Origin of the sequence: Scopulibacillus darangshiensis (assembly GCF_004341035.1) — a bacterium.
Classification (GTDB): Bacteria; Bacillota; Bacilli; order Bacillales; family Sporolactobacillaceae; genus Scopulibacillus; species Scopulibacillus darangshiensis.
Genome location: NZ_SLXK01000014.1, coordinates 37,963 through 62,366, shown reverse-complemented (window position 1 = coordinate 62,366; position 24,404 = coordinate 37,963). Strand labels below are relative to the sequence as shown.

The following is a 24,404-nucleotide window of genomic DNA, read 5'->3' as shown; positions in this document are numbered from 1 at the left end:
GGCTCTCTGAAGCTTATCCCTCACACCATCTTCGTCATCACTGTTCTATTATTCACTTGAATTGAATGATTAGTGCAATTCTATGATTTTTAAGTATTCTATCAACCGAGTGGTGTTTTGTAAAGCACTAAAAAATGTCTGTTTTTATCCGGCAGCGCTTACATGCTTATGGCTGCTGGGGAAAAAAATTAGCCCTTTTTTATGAAAAGGTCAAGATGACAGCAAATGACGGCTCTCGTGATCTAGAATATCTTGAAGACTTAAAAGTAATTGTCGATTATCCTCTTCTTTCCCAATGGTGATCCGGACGCCGTTCGGGAACGGCCGGATAATAAAGCCTTTTTGCAAAAGCAGTTCAAATAAGGAATTAGCCTGATCCGTTTTTAAAAAGATAAAATTCGCCTGTGAAGGGTAGAAGCCGAGATGGTTTTTGTTGCAAAAAGCAGTAAACGCATCTAAACCATTTTTATTTTTCCTTACACAGTGCTGCAAAAATGCTTCATCATCTAACGCGGCAACAGCGGCGGTCTGGCCCAATCGGTTTGTGTTGAACGGCAGCCGGGTAACTTCCAGCAGCTGAATGAGGTCTGGACTGCCGATACCGTATCCCACCCGAAATCCGGCAAGACCGTATGCTTTAGAAAAAGTACGCAGAATCATAAGGTTGTCATATTCCGCTAATAGCGGCAAAGTGTTAGGGTAGTCACTGGCAGTAACATATTCATAATAGGCCTCATCCAAAACAACTAATGTGTCTTGAGGGACACGTTGCAGAAAGGATTTCAATGAAGTGCCATTGACATAGGTTCCGGTTGGATTGTTTGGATTGCATAGCCACACGATTTTGGTATTCGGATCGACTCGCTTAAGCATGCTTTCTAAGTCATGATATCCGTCAACAGTTGGCACCTCTCTAACTTCGGCACCTTCAATGACTGCATGCAGCTTGTATTGTGAAAAGGAAGGTGCAGCCATGACTATATTTGATTGGGGTGTCAGAAGAGATCGGCTAATGATTTGAATGACCTCATCAAGACCGCTTCCGAAAATAAGGGCTTTTGGATCAACATCTACATGTTTTGCGACACGTTCTCTAAGGCGGCCGGCAGCTCCATCGGGATAAAGAGCATATTCCGCCGAAAAATTAGCAAGCGCTTCCGATACTTTTTTCGAGCAGCCATAAGGATTCTCGTTTGAAGCCAGCTTAACAATGTTTTTAAGACCATACGTATTTTTTATTTCTTCAACTGTTTTTCCAGGCTCATAAGCCTTTAATGATAATAATTGATTTTTAACTAACATTTTTAGCACCAACCCTTTCACCTTATTTTTAAGTTAATCAGAAAGAATAAACTTTCCGGCTGGACATAAGTTATCATGAACGAAAAAAGTCCCTGCTTAATAAAAAGCAGGGACGAATTGCTCGCGGTACCACCCAAAATTGCGGAAAAGAAACTTTCCACCTCTCGAAACGGTTAACGGCTTTACCCGTCTTTTCTTAATCGTATGACGGCACGTCAAACTTTTGGAAAAGAAGCTCATGGAACGAAATTCGTGTCTAACCTTGTGCTGATTCCCACCAACCATCAGCTCTCTGAAAAGGGAAGCTAAACACTACTGGATCCTGTCATCGCGTTTAAAAGTATTATTAAAAGTTTTACCATGTGTGACCTCATCTTGTAAAGCCTTTATTTTAAAAAGATAAAAAAATCAGATTAATTGTAAGGGTTTTCATTAGTGAACATTCTGGTTTAAGTGTGAAAAGACTTTTTTAAATCGTGCCCATTTTTTTAAAAAGGTATTGACAAAATAGCAAAAGTTGTATAATGTTTTTAACTATAACCAAAAATAACTTTTTCGATTTTATGCGTTTATGTTTTAATTCGTTAAAGTGAATTTAAATATTATGGGGGAGGGCCATTTATGTCGAATCAAAGCCTGGAAGGTCTTAGGTCACAAATCGACGCAATCGACCTTGAGCTGTTAGAGTTGCTTAATCGCCGAGGGAAAATTGTCGAGAACATTGGAAAAGTAAAAGAAGAACAAGGTACAAACCGTTATGACCCGGTTCGCGAGCGGCAATTGCTGGATACGGTTAGGGACAACAACGAAGGGCCATTTTCCACAGCTACCCTTCAACATTTATTCAAACAAATCTTTAAGGCAAGTCTTGAGCTGCAAAAAGTGGACAATCAAAAAACATTGCTTGTTTCCCGCAAAAAGCAGCCTGAAGATACTGTAGTGGAAATTAAAGGAGAAAAAATTGGTGATGGCAAGCCTCATTTTGTCATGGGGCCATGCGCCGTTGAAAGTTATGATCAAGTGAAAGAGGTTGCCCAGGCTATAAAAGGCCATGGTTTAAAATTAATGCGCGGCGGTGCGTTCAAACCGCGGACATCCCCATATGACTTTCAAGGTCTTGGGATAGAAGGGTTGAAAATTTTGAAGCGGGTGGCAGATGAGCTTGATCTGGCAGTAGTCAGTGAAATTACTCATCCTAATGATATTGAGGTGGCGCTTGATTACCTAGATGTCATCCAAATTGGCGCTCGCAATATGCAAAACTTTGACCTTTTAAAAGCTGCGGGTTCAGTCGATAGGCCTGTCCTGTTAAAACGCGGAATGTCCGCGACGATTGAGGAATTCATTTTTGCAGCAGAATACATTATATCCCAAGGGAATAGTAAAATAATCCTTTGTGAAAGAGGTATTCGCACCTATGAAAAGGCAACCCGAAACACCTTGGATATTTCAAGTGTGCCGATTTTGAAGAAGGAAACCCATTTGCCGGTCGCCGTGGATGTCACCCACTCTACCGGAAGAAAAGATTTATTGCTCCCTGCTGCAAAAGCAGCTATTGCCATTGGGGCAGATGCTGTGATGGCAGAGGTGCATCCTGATCCTGCGACAGCCCTGTCAGATGCCGCACAGCAAATGGATATCCCGCAGTTTAATGAATTTATGGCTGCGCTTAAAGCGTTTAACGTCGTCCCTCAATAAAGAGGATTGGCGATTTTAAATAAATAACTGTTACCTCCCCTCCTTGATACAAGTCCCATCCTGGTTAATTGTGTTATCAAGGAGGTTTTTTAAATTTCTAAATATCCTCCAAATGCTTCTTCTGAAATGCTGCGATCCGATCGTAATCAATGCCTAGCTTTCGTGAAATCGATAAGAAAATTGGCATGAGTTCCTCATAAATTTTCACATTCTCTGGATTAGGCTGATGCTTATAGGTGGCACCGACCATGTGCTGGACAACGTCAAGGGATTCGATCGTTCCAACCGCATACATGCCAAGAACAGCGGCACCCAAACAGGAGCTTTCAAAGCTTTCTGGGACCGTGACCTCTTGATCAAAGATATCGGCCATGATTTGCCTCCAAAGCGCTGAGCGGGCAAAACCGCCTGTAGCCTGGATGCTTTTCGGCACGCCAATCAATTCCTGCAAGGCAAGCTGGACACTGTACAGATTGAATATCACACCTTCCAGCACGGCCCGGATAAGGTGTTCGCGGGTATGGTGAAGCGCTAGACCGAAGAACGAGCCTCTGGCATTTGCGTTCCATAACGGCGCGCGTTCACCGGCCATGTAAGGGTGGAAGAGCAGCCCTTCAGCACCTGGTGCAACTTTTTCAGCAGCTTCAGTCAGGAGATCGTAGGGATCTTTCTCTGCTTCGTTAGCTTGAGTGATTTCCTTTGAGCCAAGTTGATCGCGAACCCAGCGGAAAATCATCCCCCCGTTATTAACCGGCCCGCCGATGACCCAATGCTTTTCTGTTAGAGCATAACAAAACGTCCTGCCTTTTGGATCGGTCAGGGGCTTCTCATTGACTGTCCGAATCGCGCCGCTTGTACCAATTGTGACCGCCAGGACCCCAGGCTTAATGGCATTCACACCGAGGTTCGACAGCACGCCATCACTTGCTCCGACAACAAACGGTGTCGCGGCGGCAATACCCAGTTCCCGAGCAAGCGGCACCGGCAATCCATGAATAGTGTGGGTGGTCGGTACTGGCCTTGAGAGACGGTCAGGGGAGATGTGAGCCGCATCAAGGGCTTGATCGTCCCAATCCAAGTTTTCCAAATTGAATAGCCCCGTTGCGGAAGCGATCGAATAATCGACAATATATTCGCCAAAAAATTTATGGAAAACATATTCTTTAATACCTATAAACTTAGCTGTCCGGTTAAAAATCTCTCGTTTCTCGCCATGAAGCCACAAAATTTTTGTCAATGGGGACATAGGATGAATGGGTGTGCCCGTTCGCAAATAAATATCGTGGCCATTCATGTCATGTTTGATTCTCTCTGAATATGGCTCACTGCGGTTATCCGCCCAGGTAATGCTTTTGGTAAGCGGCTTGTCCATGCTATCAACAGCAATAACACTGTGCATGGCCGAGCTGAAGGAGATAAACATCAAATCCTTAGGGTTAATACTGCTTTCCGCCATCGTATGACTAATAGCAATTTTAACCGCTCTATAGATGTCATCAGGGTCTTGTTCAGCGGTGGATGGTGTTGGGCTTGCTAGCGGATAACCGGCCGATTGTCCCGCTGCCACCTTACCGTCACTTGTGAATAAAACCGCTTTGGTGCTTGTTGTACCAATATCTACTCCCATCATGTATTCTGTTTTCATAAAACCGCCTCATTTCTAGTGAGAACTTTTCACTCGTGTGCCATTATATATTAAATTCTTCTTTTTGGGAACGGTTTCATAAAAATAACCCCTTATCTGACAAAATAATAAAAGACAAATTTCAAGATATAAAGACAGCCTAACAATCCTGCGAAAAAGATAATAAATCCCCAAAATATCCGAAATTCCAGAAACGATTTCATTATAAAACCTCCTTTTCCGATAGTTTGAACAGAAAGGAGGTTTGACATGTATTCTTCTTAATTGTCAGGTAAAGTTAATGGATCAATTCCGGTTTAAGACATGTTTTGAATTGGTTCTGAATATCGGATCGCACCGGTTACTGCTGGTGATAGGTACTGGTATTGGTAATTCGGGAATTCATCAGCAAGTAAACGGGTAATGCGTTCTCCGTCATCTTTTTTGGCAAAGCAAATAATAGTTGGTCCTGCCCCGCTCAAGGCAGCTCCAATAGCGCCATTATTGCTGCAGAAAGCGGTGACCCGGGATAAATCAGGAACGAGCTCTTTACGATAAGGGTGGTGGAACAGATCCTTTTCCATCATCCGCCCGGCAAGCTCCCAATCCTTTAACAATAAGGCTGCAACTAACATATTAGAGATGCTGCTGCCTTTAATAGCGGTTTCAAATGGCAAATCTTTTGGCAAAATACCTCTGGCTTTTTTCGTCGGCAGTTCCGAATCAGGAATCATAGCTATGATCTCGACTTCTGGAGCTCGGCAAGCTAATGTTTCGGTCGTTTCATTTGTATGATGGGAAATTGTTAATCCGCCATAGTAAGACGCTGTAGCATTGTCTGGATGGCCTTCAATGGTGCTGGCCAAATGGGCTTTCTCCTCCAAAGTGAGCGCTAAGTCCCCGACAGCATCGGCAATCTCTATTCCTGCAACAATAGCTGCGGCACTGCTTCCCAATCCTCTAGCCAATGGAATGTCACTGCTCATAAAAATATTTAATGACGGTAAATCAACATTATATTTTTTGCAGATAGACTCGGCGGTTTGTAAAACAAGATTGTCTTTTGTGCCCGGCAATTTTCCATCGGGATGATGACATTCAATGTGCCATTCTTCCGAGGGTTGAACCTCGACATGCAGAAAACGGTTTACAGCAAGGCCAACCGAGTCGAATCCCGGGCCAAGGTTAGATGTACTGCCGGGAATTTTAATTTTGAAAGGCTGAAGGCTCATTTCTTTGCCAACTCCTTTTCAAGGTGTTTTAGCAATTGACCGTCATCAGCCTGTAATTCGACGGGTTTGGCGGTCAGTGAATCCATTGCAGTCGTCGGATCTTTCAAGCCGTTACCAGTCAGAACAGCGACAATTTTTGCACCCTTTTTAATTTCTCCAGTTTGCAGCTGTTTCTTTATACCGGCAAGTGAGGCACAGGATGCGGGTTCGGCAAACACGCCTTCTTGCCGTGCTAATAATCTATAGCTTTCAAGAATATCTGCATCTGTCACACTGTCTACTTTTCCGCCGGAATCATGTGCCGCGCTGACAGCGAGCTTCCAGCTGGCAGGGTTTCCAATTCTGATCGCTGTAGCAATAGTCTCAGGATTTTCGATCACCTGGTTTTTCACAATAGCTGCCGCACCTTCCGCCTCAAATCCGCGCATCTCAGGCAAAGCTGTCCCGAGCTTTTGGTGATATTCTTTGAATCCCTTCCAATAAGCGGAAATATTTCCGGCATTGCCAACGGGAATAGCCAGGATGTCGGGGGCAGCACCCAATTGTGAACAAATCTCAAAAGCCGCTGTTTTTTGTCCTTCCAGACGGTATGGGTTAACGGAATTAACCAGCGCGTATTCTGAATGCTTGGCTGTATGTCTCACCATGGTCAAAGCCTGATCAAAGTTCCCATCGATTTCAAAAATCTTTGCACCATACATGACGGATTGGGCAAGCTTGCCTAAAGCTATTTTTCCCTTAGGGATGACGATCAGGCAATCAAGATCAGCTCTGGCGCTATATGCAGCGGCAGAAGCGGATGTGTTGCCCGTGGAAGCGCAAATGACCCCGCGGCTGCCTTCTTCTTTCGCTTTAGCTACCGCAAGAACCATGCCCCTATCCTTGAAGCTGCCGGTGGGATTTGCTCCCTCATATTTTACGTAGAGTTCCACATCCCATTGATTGGACAGGTTTTCAAGCGGAATCAACGGTGTATTTCCTTCCATAAGGCTTAGCTCTGGTGTGTTTTGATTAATAGGTAAATCCTCTTTAAAAGCTTGAATAAGACCTTGCCACATCATTTATTTCATCCCCTCAACGCGATAGTAGCTTTTGATATCCTCGATGACATCTAAATCTTTTAGCAGATGATACGTTTCCTCGAACATTTTCTTATTCGTCTCGTGTGTTATGATGGCGACCTCAGCTGATTGGTGGTCATCCAAAGGTTCTTGAATTAACTTTTCCAAACTCACGCCTTGTTTTTTAAATAAATCCGTCATTTTTGAAAAGGCACCTGGTTCATCCTTTAGATGCAGTCTGATAAAGTATTGTGTTTTGATCGCCTCGTCGGGCTTGCATATCTTTTCACGGCGTGGAAGGAAAATATGGTCCCCGCATGTGCCATGATACATATTTTTGACAACAGAAATAAGGTCGGAGACGACAGCAATCGCTGTTGGCAGTTCCCCGGCGCCGGGTCCGTAAAACATCGTTTCTCCAACGGATTCCCCATAAACATAAACAGCATTGTACTCGTTTTCCACCGAGGCTAACGGATGCCTTTCCGGCAATAACGTTGGTTGAACACTAATATCGATCATTTGATTATCCAATTCTGCAATACCAATCAGTTTGATCGCATAACCCAGTTTCTTGCTGTACAAGATATCTTTTTGCGCTACTTCTGTAATGCCTTCAATTGACACATCCTCTAAATTAACTGGAACCGAGTAGGCCAGGTGGCTTAGAATCACCATTTTTCTAGCGGCATCGAGGCCCTCTACATCGGATGTTGGATCAGCTTCTGCAAATCCCAATGCTTGAGCTTCTTTTAATACTTCCTCATATGTGACAGGTTCCCTGTTCATCTTGCTAAGGATATAATTTGTTGTTCCGTTAACGATACCCATCATCTTTTGAATGCGGTCTGCGGCTAAACCATCGGTTAAGCTGCGAAGAATAGGAATGCCGCCAGCGACGCTAGCTTCATAATACAAATCACAACCATTGTCTGAGGCAGCTTCCAATAACTCACTGCCGTAGACAGCCATAAGGTCCTTATTCGCTGTAATGACATGCTTTTTATTTCTTAAGGCGCGATGGATATGCTGGCGGGTTTCTTCGATGCCCCCCATCACTTCAATTACAATATCAATATTTGGATTATCCAAAACATCGCTTGCATCTACTGTAAAACGATCATCGTCCAATTTTATTTTTCTTAGTTTTTCTTTATCCCTGACTAAAACTTTTTCCAAATGAATAGGGCATCCAGCCCGTTCGCCCAGCTGCTCCTGTTCTTGCAGCAGCAAATGCACAACCCCGCTGCCGACTGTCCCAAATCCTAATAAACCTACGGATACCTGATCCATCTCATCACCGCCTTGTTCTGTTCTCTTATTTAATACAATTGTTTTTGTATAGTGGACATTATAGCGTTGCTCATTAATCTTTACAAGAAAAATCTTTTTAAGTAGAAAGTGAAACGATTATCAAAAACTCCTGAAAACGCTTTAAAAAAGTTTACAATTCAAAATTTGATGGGTAAAAAAGTGGACAACAGAGGGAATGTAAGCGATTACAAATAGATCAAACAATTGAAATAGTGTGAAAATGGCAAAAAAATAGTGTTGACCACTTGGTATATAAGGCGTAAGATGGGGAACAATTATTAAATTATTAAAAGAAAACTAAAAAATATGAACAGAGAGGAGTGAGACGTATGAGCGGCAAGTGGATTTTTCTTAACGGACGTTTTGTACCTGAAGAAGATGCTGTGATATCTGTTTACGATCATGGTTTCTTATACGGAGATGGGGTGTTCGAAGGCATTAGAATGTATGAAGGCAATGTGTTTCGCCTTGATGAACATTTAAAGCGGCTGTATGATTCAGCCCATTCCATTATGCTGAAGATCCCATATTCAAAGCAGGAACTGAGCGAGATTATAGTTGATACTTTAAGGAAAAATAATTACCAAAATGCTTATATTCGTGTCGTTGTGTCAAGAGGCACAGGGAATTTAGGACTTGATCCTTATACATGCAAGGAGCCTTCGGTTATCGTTATTGCTGAGCCATTGTCCCTGTTTCCAAAAAAGCTTTATGAAACTGGCATAGATGTCGTCTCGGTTGCCAGCCGAAGAAATCGCTCAGACGTACTCAGTCCAAAGGTCAAGTCTCTCAACTACTTAAATAATATTCTAGTAAAAATAGAAGCTCATCTCTCGGGTGTCAGCGAAGCCCTTATGATGAATGAGCAAGGGTACGTTGCAGAAGGATCAGCCGACAACATCTTTATTATACAAAATGGCGTCATTAAAACACCGCCAAGCTATGTTGGGGCATTAGAAGGCATCACTAGGAACGTGATCATCGAGCTTGCTGAAAAAGAAGGGCTGGATATTCGCGAAGAGGTTTTCACTAGACATGATGTCTATGTTGCCGATGAAGTTTTCTTAACCGGGACAGCAGCCGAAGTGATCGCAGTGGTTAAGGTTGATGGCCGGCTGATTAACACCGGCATTCCAGGACCGATAACCAATCAATTGCTGCAAGCATTCCGGCAGGTTGTAACAGAGGATGGTACCAAGGTTTATCACCATAATACGCAAGCAGGCTAGAAAGAAAAGGAAGTGATGAAATGCGAAGTGACATGATAAAGAAGGGCATTGACCGTGCCCCTCACAGAAGCCTACTCCATGCGGCAGGGGTTAAGACCCAAGATCTTCATAAACCTTTTATTGGCGTCTGTAACTCATATATCGATATTATCCCCGGCCACAAGCACTTAAATAAGTTTGCCGAAGTGGTAAAAGAGGCTATTTGGGAAGCGGGAGGTGTTCCTTTCGAATTTAATACAATTGGTGTTGATGATGGCATCGCGATGGGGCATATCGGCATGAGGTATTCCCTCCCCAGCAGGGAAGTGATAGCAGATGCCGCCGAAACGGTTATTAACGCCCATTGGTTTGACGGGGTTTTCTTCATTCCGAACTGTGACAAAATTACACCGGGAATGCTGATGGCTTCTGCAAGAACCAATGTCCCTTCTGTCTTTGTAACTGGAGGCCCGATGGAAGCGGGACGTTCCAAAGAAGGCAAGGCACTTTCACTAACATCAGTTTTCGAAGGGGTCGGGGCTCATAAAGCAGGTAAAATGAGTCAAGCGGAGCTATTGGAACTTGAATCAAGCGCGTGTCCGACATGTGGATCTTGTTCAGGAATGTTTACAGCCAACTCGATGAATTCACTGATGGAAATCCTTGGCCTGACACCTCCGGGTAATGCGTCAATTGTGGCGACATCTGATGAACGGCATCGTTTGATCCGTGAAGCGGCAGGGCATCTTATGGATCAGATAGAAAACGATGTGCGTCCTCGGGATATTATCACTGAGGAAGCGATTGAAGATTCATTTGCCTTAGATATGGCGATGGGCGGTTCAACGAATACTGTCCTTCATACATTGGCAATTGCGCATGAGGCGGGAATTGACTTTGACCTAGCCAGAATAAATAAAGTAGCGGAACGCGTCCCATATTTGGCAAAAATAATGCCAGCATCAGATTATTCCATGCAGGATGTTCATGATGCTGGGGGAATAAGTGCTATTATCAATGAACTATGCAAAATAGAGGGTGCTATTCACCGTGACCGGATCACCATTACAGGAAAGACGATCCATGAAAATGTAAAAGATTCCGTGATAAAGAATAGTCATGTGATCCGTACAAAGGACAATCCATATAGCCCTGTAGGCGGCCTTTCCATTTTAACCGGGAATTTAGCCCCGGATGGCGGTGTCATAAAAGTTGGCGCTGTCGATCCTTCAATTAAAACGTTCCTGGGCGAGGCTATTGTATTTGAATCCCAGGACGACGCACAGAAGGGGATCGATGACGGCACTGTTCAAGAGGGCCATGTTGTCGTTATCCGCTACGAAGGGCCAAAAGGCGGTCCGGGGATGCCGGAAATGCTCGCCCCGACATCATCCATTATGGGAAGAGGATTAGGCACAAAGGTGGCACTTATCACCGACGGCCGTTTTTCCGGAGCAACCCGGGGGATTGCAGTAGGGCACATATCGCCGGAGGCAGCTGAAGGAGGCCCTATTGGATTGATAGAAAACGGCGATCAAATTCTGATTGATCTGACAAACCGTTCCATTAATCTTTTATTAACGGATGAAGAAATCAATCAAAGAAGAAATAATTGGATCCAGCCAGAACCAAAAATAAAATCGGGTTATTTAGCAAGATACGCTAAACTGGTCACTTCAGCCAATACAGGCGGTGTCTTGAAAATTTAATAGAACAAATCAATGACGAGGATAAAGTTATGAGGTCTAGTATTCATAGAGAGCCGGCAATGGTGGAAACCGGTAATGCAGCTTATAACGACATCGCCTCTGAGTGCTGATCTGAAAGCGAAAAAAGCGAGTAGGATTAGCCGAGTGCTTAAGAAAAGTACTCGTTACAAAAAGTCAACCTGTATTATATGGTTGATGAGGTGACGTTCGTAAGGATGTCATAAAGTTGGGTGGTACCATGAAAAGAGACCTTTTCATCCCTTCATTGTTGGTATAGCAAAAGTCATGCCAAACATGGGGAGAAAAAGGTCTTTTATTTTTAGTAAATTTTTCTTCTTGTTCAAAGAGAGGGCAAAAGGACCGAAGAAGCCGCTTAAAGAAGGGATTCGACTTTACCGGACCTTTTGAACTTTCAATAAAAAGGTAGGAGGGATAATGGTGACGATGAAAGTCAAGGTTGACGGCGGGCTGTCGACAGAAGAGGTGAACGGGGCTGATCTCCTCATCCAATCCATCATAAATGAGGGGGTCGAAGTGTTATTCGGCTATCCGGGAGGGGCGGTTTTGCCTATCTATGATTCACTATATGATAAGCCGTTAAAACATGTTTTAGCCCGGCATGAGCAAGGCGCGATCCATGCAGCTGAAGGCTATGCCAGGGTATCAGGTAAACCCGGTGTCGTCATTGCGACATCAGGACCGGGTGCGACGAACCTGATTACAGGTATTGCGGATGCCATGATTGATTCATTGCCGCTAGTGATTTTTACAGGTCAGGTCGCACAACAGGTGATTGGAAGCGATGCTTTCCAGGAGGCCGATGTCATGGGGATTACGACACCGATTACCAAGCATAACTATCAGGTGCGCGATTTACAAGACTTGCCAAGAATTGTGAAGGAAGCCTTTCACATTGCAACGACAGGAAGGACTGGACCTGTTGTCGTTGATATACCGAAAGATATTTGTATAACTAAAGCAATCGTCAGGGACCGAGCAGATATTCATCTGCCGGGCTACCAGCCAAACTTTAGTCCGAATCCATTACAAATCAAAAAACTTTCGGAAGCCATCGCCTTGGCAAACAAACCCGTCATTTTGGCTGGAGCAGGGATTCTGCACGCCAACGCTTGTGATCTGCTTTATGACTTTGCAGTTAGCCGCCATATACCGGTTGCCAATACACTGCTTGGGCTCGGTAGCTTCCCTGCAGACCATGAACTATCCTTAGGCATGGCTGGGATGCATGGCACTTATGCAGCGAATATGGCGTTATACGATTGTGATTTGCTTATAAATATCGGTGCGCGGTTTGATGATCGCTTAACCGGCCATCTCCCTCACTTTGCGCCGAAGGCAACGGTGGCGCACATTGACATCGATCCGGCGGAGATCGGTAAAAATGTGAAAACGCAAATCCCAGTTGTTGCCGATGCAGCTCAGGCGTTGACAAAACTTTTAGAGGAAGATGGGACCGATGCTTGTACGAACGATTGGTGCCGCGTGTTGAATGACAACAAAGCCAATTACCCGCTCTGGTATAACGAAGTAAGCAATGAAGAGCTCCTGCCTCAGCGGTTAATCAAGCTTATCCACGAGCACACAGATGGCAAAGCTATTGTGACGACAGATGTCGGTCAGCATCAAATGTGGGCCGCTCAATACTATCATTTCAACGGACCACATCGCTGGGTAACATCCGGTGGACTAGGGACAATGGGTTTCGGTTTTCCATCAGCCATTGGCGCACAATTGGCAGAACCTCAAGAGACGGTTGTAGCCATCCTTGGTGACGGCGGTTTTCAAATGACATTGCAAGAACTTGCTGTAGTTAAAGAGCTGAACCTGCCGATAAAGATTGTTTTACTCAATAACGAGGCCTTGGGTATGGTTCGGCAGTGGCAGGAAACCTTTTATGAGGAAAGATACTCTCATTCGTTAATTCCTGTTCAGCCTGATTTTGTCAAACTAGCAGAAAGCTATGGGATCCGCGGTGTGCGTGTTAATAATGAAGCTGAGGCGAGCGCTGTCCTCTCGGAGGTTATACCTGACCGCGAACCTGTTCTAATCGATTGCCGGGTTAAAAAGGAAGCCAATGTCTACCCGATGATTTGTCCGGGTAAAGGGCTGCACGAAATGATAGGGGTGAAGCCATGAAACGAATTGTCACAGCAACCGTGATGAATCAAAGCGGAGTCCTAAACCGGATCACAGGGACATTGGCAAAACGCCGGTATAATATCGAAAGTATCACTATAGGAAAATCAGAAAACCCAGGTATTTCAAAGATGACTGTTGTTGTCAATGTAGAGGATGATGCCCAGATTGAACAGCTTATGAAGCAGCTAAACAAGCAAATTGACGTGATTAAGGTAGCGGATATTACAGACCAAGCGATTGTTGCAAGAGAGCTGGCTCTTATAAAGGTTCTTGGCCATGCGCAAACGCGAAGTGAAATCAGAGAAATTATAGAGCCGTTTCGAGCGTCGATCCTTGATGTCAGCAGGGAAAGCATGACAATACAAGTGACCGGCTACACAGACAAAATCGACGCCATCATCGAATTGCTAAGGCCTTATGGCATTAAAGAATTGTCCAGAACAGGTTTAACGGCATTCCTTAGAGGGTCACAAAAGCCTGTAACGAATCTTACAGCGTATTCGCTGCTAAAGTAAAGAAAGTCTATAACATTAGTGATCAATTAAATTCAAATAAAAAGGAGTAGATTAATAATGGCAAAGGTATATTATGACAAAGACATTCAAGAAGAGGTATTGAGAGGCAAGAAAATAGCGGTGATCGGTTACGGCTCGCAAGGTCATGCTCATTCAATGAACTTGCGTGATAATGGTTTTGATGTTGTGGTTGGACTGCGAAAAGGTAAATCATGGGAACAAGCTGAACAAGATGGCTTTGATGTAAAACCTGTCCGCGAGGCAAGTGAGGAAGCCGATGTCATCATGGTTCTTCTTCCTGATGAACGTCAGACCCAGGTTTATCAAGATGAAATCGAACCGGCATTGAACGCAGGGAAAGCCTTAGTATTCGCTCATGGTTTTAATGTCCATTTCAATCAAATTGTCCCTCCTGAAAATGTCGATGTTTTTCTTGTTGCACCTAAAGGGCCAGGACATCTCGTTCGCAGAACATTTACTGAAGGAGCTGGGGTGCCGGCATTAATCGGCGTATTCCAAGATGTTACAGGTGAGGCAAAACAATTAGCTTTGGCCTATTCTAAGGGAATCGGCGGTTCAAGGGCTGGCGTGCTTGAAACAACTTTTCAGGAGGAAACCGAAACCGACCTCTTTGGAGAACAAGCGGTATTGTGCGGCGGTTTAACATCACTCATTAAAGCTGGGTTTGAAACACTTACCGAAGCTGGTTATCAGCCGGAAGTCGCCTACTTTGAATGTTTGCATGAGATGAAGCTTATCGTAGACCTTATCTACGAAGGAGGTCTTGCCAATATGCGCCACTCGATTTCCGATACAGCCCAATGGGGAGATTTCACTTCCGGTCCCCGTGTTGTTAACGAAGAGACGAAAAAGCGTATGGCTGAGATTTTGTCTGATATTCAAACTGGAAAATTTGCACAAGGTTGGGTCTTGGAAAACCAGACTAATCGTCCGCAATTTAACGCCATCAATGAACGTGAGAAAAAACAACAAATCGAAGTTGTTGGTGAGGAGTTGCGCGAGCTGATGCCTTTTGTCAAGAAACAGACAAAACAAAAGGGAGTGGGCGTTCATGCGGAAAGTTAACATCTTCGATACAACTCTGCGAGACGGAGAGCAGTCTGCAGGTGTCAATCTGAATGCTCTTGAAAAGCTTGAGATTGCCAAACAGCTTGAAAGGCTTGGTGTTGATATTATGGAAGCGGGTTTTCCCGCTTCCTCAAAAGGTGACTTTCAAGCGGTAAAATCAATCGCAGAAACAGTCAAAAACAGCTCTGTTACGGGTCTTGCCCGTACTAATAAAAAGGATATAGACGCAGCGTGGGAAGCCTTGAAGAATTCCGAAGAACCGCGGCTCCATGTTTTTATCGCGACATCGCCGATCCACATGACACACAAATTAAAGAAGACACCAAATGAAGTGATCGAATCGGCGGTCGAAGCGGTAAAATATGCAAAAAGTAAATTTTCACATGTCCAATGGTCAGCTGAAGATTCCTGCCGGTCCGATAAATGGTACCTGGCAGAAATTATTACAAAGGTCATTGATGCAGGAGCTTCAGTCATCAATTTACCTGATACCGTTGGTTACCGCAGTCCTGAGGAGTATGGTGAGTTGTTCCGATTCGTTCAGGAGCATGTTCCGAATATTCACCGGGTGGTTCTATCAGCACACTGCCACGATGATCTTGGCATGGCTACCGCCAATTCACTCGCTGCTATTGAAGCAGGTGCCGGCCAGATCGAAGGGACAATTAATGGTATTGGCGAACGAGCGGGAAATGCGGCACTCGAAGAAATCGCAGTCGCCCTTCATATCCGGCAAAATTTTTACCAAGCCATGACAACATTAAAACTTGATGAGGTCAAACGATCGAGCCAGTTGATCAGCAAGCTGACAGGCATGACCGTTCCAGGCAATAAAGCAGTTGTCGGAGCCAATGCTTTTGCCCACGAATCAGGGATTCACCAAGATGGGGTACTGAAAGAGGCGACAACATATGAAATCATCACGCCAGAACTCATTGGCGTCAGTTCCAATAACCTCGTTCTAGGCAAGCATTCCGGCCGCCATGCTTTTAAAGATAAGGTAGCGAAGCTTGGGTTTGAACTCTCGAAAGAGAGATTGAATGAAGCATTTGAAGCTTTTAAAGAACTGGCGGATAAAAAGAAGGAGATTACCGAAGACGATCTTTTTGCGATACTCACGGATAAGCAAACTGAGGCACTGGAGTTAAAGAAGTATCAATTAAAGCATTTTCAGGTGCAATATGGCACATTGAATATTACAACAGCGACGGCCGCTGTTGTAACACCGGATGGCACTTATTTAGAAGAAGCAGCTACCGGATCGGGAAGTGTCGAGGCCATCTACAATACGTTAAGCAGAATGATTGAAGGACCGATTGAGTTAAAAGATTATAAGCTGAACTCCATCGGCGGCGGAAGAGATGCACTGGCGGACGTGTATGTCAACATCATCTATGCCGGCGTAGAATCTGGAGGAAGAGGCTCTGCACAGGATGTGCTGGAGGCTTCGGCAAAGGCTTATTTGAATGCTGTTAACCGAGTCATTGTTAATGAACAAGTCACACTCGCAAAAAGTCATCTATCATAAGGAGGCATGCAAAATGGTGAAAAGAATCGCTGTATTACCAGGGGATGGGATTGGCCGTGAAGTGATGGACGGTGCTGTAAGAGTGTTAAAAGCCGTGTCTGATTGTTTTGGTCATGACTTTAAATATACGGAAGGACTAATCGGCGGTGCGGCAATAGATGCCGCCGGAACGCCTCTTCCTAAGGCAACATTAGATGTTTGCAAGGAGAGCGATGCGATTCTTTTGGGGGCTGTCGGCGGTCCGAAATGGGCTGATGTTTCCCCAAATATCCGCCCGGAAAAGGGATTATTGGCAATTCGAAAGGCACTTGGACTTTTTGCCAATTTACGGCCAGTGACAGCTTACAGCCAGCTTATTAATGCATCGCCTTTAAAAAAGGAAATTATTGAAAATGTGGATCTTCTCATTGTGAGAGAATTAACCGGCGGCATTTATTTTGGCGAGCCAAGTGAAAGAAGAGGAAAAAACAAAGAGATTGCCGTCGATACCCTGCTATATGATAAGGAAGAGGTTCACAGAATAGTAGAAAAGGCATTTCAATTTGCTCAAGCGAGGAGCAAAAAATTGACATCTGTGGATAAGGCAAACGTTTTGGAATCGAGCCGAATGTGGCGGGAGGTTGTTGATGCCGTATCCGCCGGGTATCCCGATGTGAAGGTTGAACACATGCTTGTGGATTCAGCGGCTATGAAGTTGATTCAAAGTCCAGAGGATTTTGACGTGATCGTCACAGAAAATATGTTTGGAGATATTTTAAGTGATGAAGCCTCCATTATCGCTGGATCATTAGGAATGCTCCCTTCCGCCAGCCTAAGAAGCGACAATGTCGGATTGTATGAACCTGTTCATGGCTCAGCGCCGGATATTGCCGGGGAGAATAAAGCTAATCCTTTGGCAATGATGTTATCCGCAGCAATGATGTTAAGGCATTCATTCCAGATGGAGAAAGAGGCCTTGGCAGTGGAGAATGCGGTCAGTGCCGTTCTTAATGAGGGGTGCCATACGGCTGACCTTAATATACCATCAGGTCATTGTGTCGGCACTGATGAAATGATCCAGAAGGTTGTTGAGCATATTAACGAAAATCATGCGATATCAGGTATTTTGGCGGCTTATGCTTAGAGGAGGATTATGATGCAACCAAAAACAATAATCGACAAAATATGGGAACAGCATATTGTTCATAGGGAAGAGGGTAAGCCTGATCTGCTTTATATTGATCTTCATCTTGTCCATGAGGTGACATCGCCGCAGGCGTTTGAAGGTTTGAGGATAAAAAACCGGAAAGTTAGAAGACCCGATTTGACCTATGCAACAGTCGATCATAATGTTCCAACGACAAAGGGCCGACTGATCACCGATGATATAGCGGCAAAACAAATGACAACATTACAGAAGAACTGTGATGAATTCGGCATTCCATTAGCGGATATCGACCATCCTGATCAAGGGATTGTTCATGTGATCGGTCCACAACTTGGTTTGACACAACCAGGCAAAACAATTGTTTGCGGTGACAGTCATACATCGACCCATGGTGCCTTCGGTGCTCTGGCCTTCGGTATTGGCACGAGCGAGGTTGAACACACGCTAGCGACACAGACATTGTGGCAAAAACGTCCAAAGACCCTTCAGATTAAGGTTAACGGAGAGCTTGGACTAGGCGTGACAGCTAAGGATCTCATCCTTGCTGTCATTGCCAAATTTGGTGTCGATGTCGGAACAGGCTCGGTCGTAGAGTATACGGGAGAAGCAATCCGGCAATTGTCGATGGAGGAACGGATGACGGTTTGCAATATGTCAATTGAAGCGGGGGCAAGAGCAGGATTGATCAGCCCCGATAAGACGACTTTTGACTATTTAAAGGGAAGAAAATATGCACCTGACGCCGATAGCTTTGATGCTGCTATAGAACGCTGGAAGACGTTAGCGACGGATCCTGGGGCGGAATATGACCGTACGATTGAGATCAATGCCGACGATGTCGAACCACAAGTGACATGGGGAACGAATCCCTCAATGGGTGCTTCTGTCAGCGATTGCGTACCGATTCCTGATCATTACGACAAAAAAGAAGATCGTGAAGCGATAGAGCAAGCACTAGATTATATGGGACTTAAAGAAGGAACGGCTATTAAAGATATCGCTGTCGACCATGTTTTTATCGGTTCATGTACAAATTCTAGATTAAGTGATTTAAAGGCTGCCGCTGAAGTGATCATAGGTCAGCGTGTCCACGATGGCGTAAGAGCATTGGTTGTCCCTGGTTCTAATACGGTAAAGGAGCAGGCCGAGGCTCTTGGATTAGACAAAATTTTTACAGATGCCGGCTTTGAATGGCGGGAATCCGGCTGCAGCATGTGTCTCGCGATGAATAATGATGTTGTCCCTGCAGGCGGGCGCTGTGCGTCGACCTCAAACCGAAACTTCGAAGGGAGACAGGGAAGCGGGGCACGCACTCATCTTGTCAGTCCTGCGATGGCCGCGGCGGCTGCGGTTGCCGGCAAATTTGTTGATGTCAGACAGTTCGGCAAGGTTTATCAATAGGGGAGGGACACGCTATGGAACCATTTCGTGAATATAAGGGGCTGGTCTATCCTCTTGAGCGAACAAATGTTGATACTGACCAAATCATTCCGAAGCAATTTTTAAAGCGGATTGAAAGGCAAGGGTTCGGTGAATGTCTGTTTTACCATTGGCGTTTTGATGAAAATGGACAAAAGCGCGCCGAATTTTTATTAAATGCCGACCAATATCAGGAAGCTTCCATTCTGGTTTCGGGACATAATTTTGGCTGCGGATCATCTCGGGAGCATGCGCCATGGGCACTTTCCGACTTTGGCTTTAAAGTTATCATTGCACCGAGCTTTGCAGATATATTTTATAATAACTGTTTTAAAAACGGTCTGCTGCCTATCGTTTTAAATGAAAAGGATGTGGAGGAGCTTATTCAGAAGGCGAAAAGCCCGGGCTTTAATCTTCATATCAGCCTTGAAAATCAAACGGTAGAACACAAGGACTTTAAAAGAGAATTTCAGATTGATCCGTATCACAAAGAAATGCTGTTAAACGGCTTGGATGAAATTTCGATGACGTTGACATTCGAAAATCAAATTTCTCATTATGAACAAAAACAATTAACGACGGGATGGTGAAGGTGTTGGGGATTTCTTACAAGCGAACCAAGTGATCAATGCAATGGAGAATATTTTGCCGGTTATTCACCGGACGCCTATGCGGCAATCTGCCACCTTTAATCAATTAACTGGGGCGAATCTTTATTTTAAGATGGAAAATCTGCAGCGCACAGGCTCTTTTAAGCTTAGGGGTGCCTTAAATAAGGTCATGTCATTAACCGATGAAGAAGCGGCTAGAGGAATTATTGCTGCTTCCGCGGGAAATCATGCTCAGGGCGTCGCCTTAAGTGCAGCGAAAAGGGGTGTGAAGGCAAAGATTTATATGCCTGAAAAAACACCGCTTGCCAAAGTTAATGCCACTCAATCATATGGCGCCGAAGCCGTTTTAATAGGTGAGTCCTATCAAGAGGCTTATGAGGCTGCGATGCGCGATCAAGAGGAAAATGACCGGGCGTTCGTTCATGCGTTTGATGATTTTGATGTCATGGCCGGTCAGGGAACCCTCGCTTTAGAAATGATGCAGCAAGCCCCTGATTTGGGCACGATCGTCGTCCCAGTCGGCGGCGGCGGATTAATTTCCGGGATAGCCGCTTTGATAAAAAGCATTTATCCAGGAGTTCGGGTTGTAGGGGTCCAATCATCAGGAGCAGCAGCAACCTTTAATCGTTTTACCGGAAAGGGCAGCGCACGGTTATCCAGGGTTAACAGCATCGCGGACGGGATAGCTGTTAAAGAAACTGGCATGATCACTTATCCTATCATTCAACATTTTGTCGATGACATGGTAACTGTAACGGATGCGGAAATTGCCTTAGCTATGGTTATGATGCTTGAGAGGGAAAAGGCGTTTGTCGAAGGCGCCGGCGCCGCAGCATTAGCTGCCGTCCTTTGCGGAAAGCTTGCATTAAAGGGCAAAAAGGCGGGGATTATTATAAGCGGCGGTAATGCTGATGTCGCTAAATTCCCATATTATAAAAGCCTGGCAAAACCTATAGAGAATTTGCGGAAAATAGGCTGAATGAAGAAAGGCACTGGCCCGATTAGGGTCAGTGCCTTTCTTAGTTAATCAGAAAGTATAAACTTTATGAGAAGCAAAGGCTTATGGGAAAATCAATATTGGTAAAGTGGATTAATTAATGCCGACTTCGGAGTAACTCTTTTGTTACATCCTCTCAAGATCCCTTTTAACCACCGTATAAATACCTTTCATCAAATCATTTAAATCAGGATGGACATGCCAAAAGACGGCATCACTAAATTGATCCGCAGCGGGTGGCCCCTCCGAAGCGAGCCCCTGCAGCTTACCTAGAGCTGTAATATTCCCAGGGGCATCCGCGGTTCTCCTTCTGGAAAACGAGTTCAATCTATTAATGTCCTTTAAATTCCACTTATTGGATCTTTGGTTATCCATCACAACAACCCAATGGATGACTGCGCAGATGGCATGTTTACAGGGTTCTGCACTATCTGGGCATGAACAATCAAGCTGAACATCCGCGGGATTAGGAAGGGTGTCATCAAATGTCGCTTTTACGAGGTATGGTTTAAATCGGCTGCCATGGATATGTGCTTTAAACCCTTCTTCGGTTAAGTGAAAATCGATGACCGCATCCTCCTGATAAAGTGTTTGCCCCCGGCCAAGGCGCCTTCTTTCAGTATAGCTGAAGAAAGCCTTCAGCCAGTCAACAAGTTCCCCATCATAAATTATAGAATCAACACCCATCACGACATCACCTTCTCCCTTAAGCGGATTAATTCATAGATTTCCTTATCAGTCAATTCAGTAATCCATCCTTCTCCTTTGCCAAGAATTTGTTTGCTTAATCCCTTCTTTTTCTCGATTAGTTCATCAATCCGCTGCTCCAAGGTTCCTTCACATATTAGCTTGTGGACTTGGACGTTGCGGTGCTGGCCAATTCGGTAAGCGCGGTCTGTCGCCTGATCTTCAACAGCCGGGTTCCACCAGCGATCATAATGAATGACATGATTGGCTTCAGTTAAGTTGAGGCCGAGTCCGCCTGCCTTTAATGAAAGAACGAACAATGTCTTTTCATTCTCGTTAGATCGGAAAGCGCGGATCATTTTTTCACGTTTTTCAGGTGTCAGGCTGCCATGCAAGAAAAACACCTTAGCATCAGAGTGGCGTTTTGCCACGCGCTCGATAAGCAGCTTTCCCATTTTCACATATTGGGTAAATACGAGTACTTTTTCATTTTTCTCAAATAGGGCATCAACAATTTCAAATAACCGCGTCATTTTGCCAGAATCCTCGCCTTGGGTGTCATCAGCGACCAATGACGGGTGATCACAGACTTGTTTTAACTTGGTCAGCGTTGACAAAATCATGCCTTTTCTTTTCATGCCCTCTGATTGAGAAACCTTTTGCACCAATTGATCCACAACAGATTGATACAGAGTGGCTTGCGCTTTGCTTAAATAACATAATTCTTTGGTTTCCTGCTTTTCCGGTAAATCTTTGATGATGCGTTTGTCGGTTTTCTCCCGGCGCAGAAGGAACGGCTGGATCATTTGTGTCAAAAGCTTTGCCTTCGCTTGATCATTATTCTTTTCGATCGGACGGGCGAATTTTTCCCGGAAACCTTTTAACGAACCGAGATAGCCGGGATTAAGAAATTCCATGATAGACCATAGTTCTTCCAAACGATTTTCAATGGGTGTTCCCGTTAAAACAACCCTGTGGCGGGCGTTGATCTGGCGGACAGCTCTACTTTTTTTCGTTTGTGGATTTTTGATCGCCTGGGCTTCATCTAAAACAGCGCTTGACCACACATATTTGGAAAGGTGCTCTATCTCTCTTGTGAAAAGTGTGTAACTTGTGATAATAATATCAAACCGTTCCAATGCCTCTTGAAAATGATCGGAAGAGTATCGTGCGGTCCCGTGGTGGCTGTACACGCGCAGATTAGGTGCAAAGCTGTTGATTTCCCTCATCCAATTTCCCATCAAGGATGTTGGACAAATGATTAATGCCGGTCCTTTTTTTTGGTCAAGAATCCGGGCAAGATATGCGATTGTCTGGATAGTTTTTCCAAGCCCCATATCATCAGCCAGACACCCGCCGACACCTTTTTCCTCCAAGTGCGCAAGCCAAGTAAATCCTGTTTTCTGGTAGGGACGGAGCTCCCCTTTAAAGGATAAAGGGACTGTTAAATTTTTTGTCGGCTTTTTAAAGAGGGCGGTCAAGTAATTTTCAAGCGATGCTCCGATTTTTAGGTTAACATCTTTTTTTCGTTTGCGGCGGCGGGCAGCTGTTAATCGCAGTGCGTCCAGTACACGCGGTTTACTGCCGACGAGTAATTCTGTTTCATCCAAAGATCCGTATGCTGCAAGCATTTGTTCAAATGGCAACTGTATCCATTCATTTCCCCGCTTAATGAAAGGGCGCTGCTGCTTCACCAATTGTTTAAATTCTTCAGCGGAAAGTGACAAATCCCCGACAGAAATTCGCCAGTTGTAGTTAATTATGGATGACAGGCTAAACATTGAAGACTTGGTATCTATCTCCAAGTCCATATCGATCCCTTCATCAGATTTTCGAACTTCCATCCATGATGGAAAGCTTAACACAATCAGATTGTCATTCAAAAAGCTTTCGTTCCGATAAAATTCATAAACATCCTCTGTGGATAGAACCATTGATTCACCACTGTTAACATAGAGTTCTCTTGCGATGGATCCCGGCATTGCCCCGCGTACATCTTCCAATTTTTCAAAAAACCACATTAAATTTCTGGGGTTTCCTGAAAGGATGTCATCAAGGCTGAAGACACCTGATCTGCCATTTTGCTGGCCGTTAACAACCAAATCAACATGCCACGGACTATCCCGCTCAAAGGGATCCTCAAGATTCTCCGGGTTAAAGCGGAATGACAGTTCCTCAGGCGTAATATGCGGGCGCATAAAGCTCTGTTTAAAGTCTTTTAGTGACTCAATTAAATAGCTTGGCTGATCTTTCGAAATGGCTGCTGTCCAGCTGTTAATCGTACTTTCAAGCGCTTGAAGTGCGTTGATTTCTCCCACATTGTGTGAGACCTGAACAAAACCGGGTTCGGTTGAAATAAGCTGGTGAAACCAATCGGCGCCGCTATCATAACCAGCTATTTGCTGTTCTTGCCATTCGTCAATCACACTGTCAAAAGCGGGTCCGGCTGTTTGCCGAATGATGGCATCTGTCCAATAGCTGATAAGCAGATGCAGCCATTGCATCACTTTAATCTCGGATAAGATCTCTGCCGAAAGGGCAACAGGCGGCAGTTGTTTTAGCCAACCCGCCATTAATCCTGATTGTTCGTAAAGGCTGCAAACGGGAAGCCATTGGCTGAAGAAGTAGGTTTCACCCTCTTTCTCCACATTGTACATGGCTGGATAGAATTGTCCGTTTTCCAATGAGATTTTCAATGCGCCAGCAATTTCCCTAAAGAAAGGGACGGTTTCACCGTATATAAAAGAGAATTTTATTTCTTTATTAAATGATGGGTGCCTAAAGACCCGAAACAGCTGATTCATAGAAAATAACAACCCAGGTGTTGTTATCATTTCTGAGTTCACCTGGAATGTTGCTTCAGATTTAATTGGGGGCTCTAAGTGAAAGGCCTCACGCCATTCCGTATCGGATCGGAGAACGTTATAAAGGCCGCCGCTTTTTCTCTTTTTTGGTTTCCCGTCTTCGTCAGTCAGCCAGATAAAAAACTTCCGGTCACCGTCGATAGTCGGGATAAAAGTGATCTGTAAATGATCATGCATAGACTTCCCTCAAATTTTAAGAAGATATAGTTAAACGAACTTTTATTATACCAAATTCAGAC

At 44.6% G+C, this 24,404-nt stretch carries 18 protein-coding genes and 2 other annotated features (1 of these 20 running past the window's edge); of the genes, 11 read left to right on the top strand and 7 right to left on the bottom strand.

What is annotated here, in order from left to right; genetic code table 11:
• Positions 1-47, bottom strand: a binding site (T-box leader) (it extends 169 nt beyond the left edge of the window).
• A 163-nt stretch (positions 48-210) separates the two neighbouring features.
• A complete protein-coding gene (hisC, locus tag EV207_RS11135; RefSeq protein ID WP_132746272.1) occupies positions 211-1,302 on the bottom strand; it encodes a histidinol-phosphate transaminase in 1,092 nt (363 codons plus the stop codon).
• A 105-nt stretch (positions 1,303-1,407) separates the two neighbouring features.
• Positions 1,408-1,640, bottom strand: a binding site (T-box leader).
• Positions 1,641-1,923: 283 nt separating this feature from the next.
• Between hisC and EV207_RS11125 the strand changes: the two genes are divergently transcribed.
• Positions 1,924-3,000, top strand: a complete 1,077-nt coding sequence (locus EV207_RS11125) for a bifunctional 3-deoxy-7-phosphoheptulonate synthase/chorismate mutase (RefSeq protein WP_132746236.1) — start codon at positions 1,924-1,926, stop codon at positions 2,998-3,000.
• Between the two features lie 97 nt (positions 3,001-3,097).
• Here the strand turns inward: EV207_RS11125 and gntK are convergent, their stop codons facing one another.
• The 4 genes from gntK to EV207_RS11105 all read right to left on the bottom strand — a co-directional run bounded on the left by gntK (position 3,098) and on the right by EV207_RS11105 (position 8,210).
• Positions 3,098-4,630 (bottom strand): gluconokinase, encoded by a 1,533-nt coding sequence (gntK, locus tag EV207_RS11120; RefSeq protein ID WP_132746271.1) that lies wholly within the window; start codon positions 4,628-4,630, stop codon positions 3,098-3,100.
• A 311-nt stretch (positions 4,631-4,941) separates the two neighbouring features.
• Positions 4,942-5,856, bottom strand: a complete 915-nt coding sequence (gene thrB, locus EV207_RS11115; RefSeq protein ID WP_132746235.1) for a homoserine kinase — start codon at positions 5,854-5,856, stop codon at positions 4,942-4,944.
• On the bottom strand, positions 5,853-6,917 hold the full coding sequence (gene thrC, locus EV207_RS11110; RefSeq protein ID WP_132746234.1) for a threonine synthase: 1,065 nt from the start codon (positions 6,915-6,917) through the stop codon (positions 5,853-5,855). The genes thrB and thrC overlap by 4 nt, the downstream gene beginning before the upstream one ends.
• Positions 6,918-8,210: a homoserine dehydrogenase gene (locus EV207_RS11105; protein ID WP_132746233.1), complete on the bottom strand. Its 1,293-nt coding sequence runs from the start codon at positions 8,208-8,210 to the stop codon at positions 6,918-6,920. It abuts the gene before it with no gap.
• 350 nt (positions 8,211-8,560) lie between these two features.
• On the opposite strand from EV207_RS11105, the gene ilvE reads away from it, so the two are divergent.
• The 10 genes from ilvE to ilvA all read left to right on the top strand — a co-directional run bounded on the left by ilvE (position 8,561) and on the right by ilvA (position 20,596).
• Positions 8,561-9,460, top strand: coding sequence for a branched-chain-amino-acid transaminase (gene ilvE, locus EV207_RS11100; RefSeq protein WP_132746232.1), 900 nt, complete (start codon positions 8,561-8,563; stop codon positions 9,458-9,460).
• A 20-nt stretch (positions 9,461-9,480) separates the two neighbouring features.
• On the top strand, positions 9,481-11,148 hold the full coding sequence (ilvD, locus tag EV207_RS11095; RefSeq protein ID WP_132746231.1) for a dihydroxy-acid dehydratase: 1,668 nt from the start codon (positions 9,481-9,483) through the stop codon (positions 11,146-11,148).
• 435 nt (positions 11,149-11,583) lie between these two features.
• A complete protein-coding gene (ilvB, locus tag EV207_RS11090; protein WP_132746230.1) occupies positions 11,584-13,305 on the top strand; it encodes an acetolactate synthase large subunit in 1,722 nt (573 codons plus the stop codon).
• Positions 13,302-13,823 (top strand): acetolactate synthase small subunit, encoded by a 522-nt coding sequence (gene ilvN / locus EV207_RS11085; protein WP_132746229.1) that lies wholly within the window; start codon positions 13,302-13,304, stop codon positions 13,821-13,823. The genes ilvB and ilvN overlap by 4 nt, the downstream gene beginning before the upstream one ends.
• A gap of 57 nt (positions 13,824-13,880) precedes the next feature.
• Positions 13,881-14,909, top strand: coding sequence for a ketol-acid reductoisomerase (gene ilvC / locus EV207_RS11080; RefSeq protein ID WP_132746228.1), 1,029 nt, complete (start codon positions 13,881-13,883; stop codon positions 14,907-14,909).
• Positions 14,896-16,440 (top strand): 2-isopropylmalate synthase, encoded by a 1,545-nt coding sequence (locus EV207_RS11075; RefSeq protein WP_132746227.1) that lies wholly within the window; start codon positions 14,896-14,898, stop codon positions 16,438-16,440. The genes ilvC and EV207_RS11075 overlap by 14 nt, the downstream gene beginning before the upstream one ends.
• 13 nt (positions 16,441-16,453) lie before the next feature.
• Positions 16,454-17,563 carry a 3-isopropylmalate dehydrogenase gene (gene leuB / locus EV207_RS11070; RefSeq protein ID WP_132746226.1) on the top strand — a complete coding sequence of 370 codons (1,110 nt, stop codon included), beginning with the start codon at positions 16,454-16,456 and terminating at the stop codon, positions 17,561-17,563.
• A gap of 12 nt (positions 17,564-17,575) precedes the next feature.
• The gene (gene leuC, locus EV207_RS11065) at positions 17,576-18,988 is read left to right on the top strand and encodes a 3-isopropylmalate dehydratase large subunit (RefSeq protein WP_132746270.1); all 1,413 of its coding nucleotides are present in this window, start codon (positions 17,576-17,578) and stop codon (positions 18,986-18,988) included.
• Between the two features lie 14 nt (positions 18,989-19,002).
• Entirely contained in the window at positions 19,003-19,596 is a 594-nt protein-coding gene (gene leuD / locus EV207_RS11060) for a 3-isopropylmalate dehydratase small subunit (protein ID WP_132746225.1), read from the top strand.
• 43 nt (positions 19,597-19,639) lie between these two features.
• Positions 19,640-20,596: a threonine ammonia-lyase gene (gene ilvA / locus EV207_RS11055; protein WP_132746224.1), complete on the top strand. Its 957-nt coding sequence runs from the start codon at positions 19,640-19,642 to the stop codon at positions 20,594-20,596.
• Positions 20,597-20,740: 144 nt separating this feature from the next.
• Here the strand turns inward: ilvA and EV207_RS11050 are convergent, their stop codons facing one another.
• A complete protein-coding gene (locus EV207_RS11050; protein ID WP_243647026.1) occupies positions 20,741-21,301 on the bottom strand; it encodes an SWIM zinc finger family protein in 561 nt (186 codons plus the stop codon).
• Entirely contained in the window at positions 21,301-24,342 is a 3,042-nt protein-coding gene (locus EV207_RS11045) for a DEAD/DEAH box helicase (protein ID WP_132746222.1), read from the bottom strand. Before EV207_RS11045 ends, EV207_RS11050 begins: the two co-directional genes overlap by 1 nt.
• Positions 24,343-24,404: the final 62 nt, after the last annotated feature.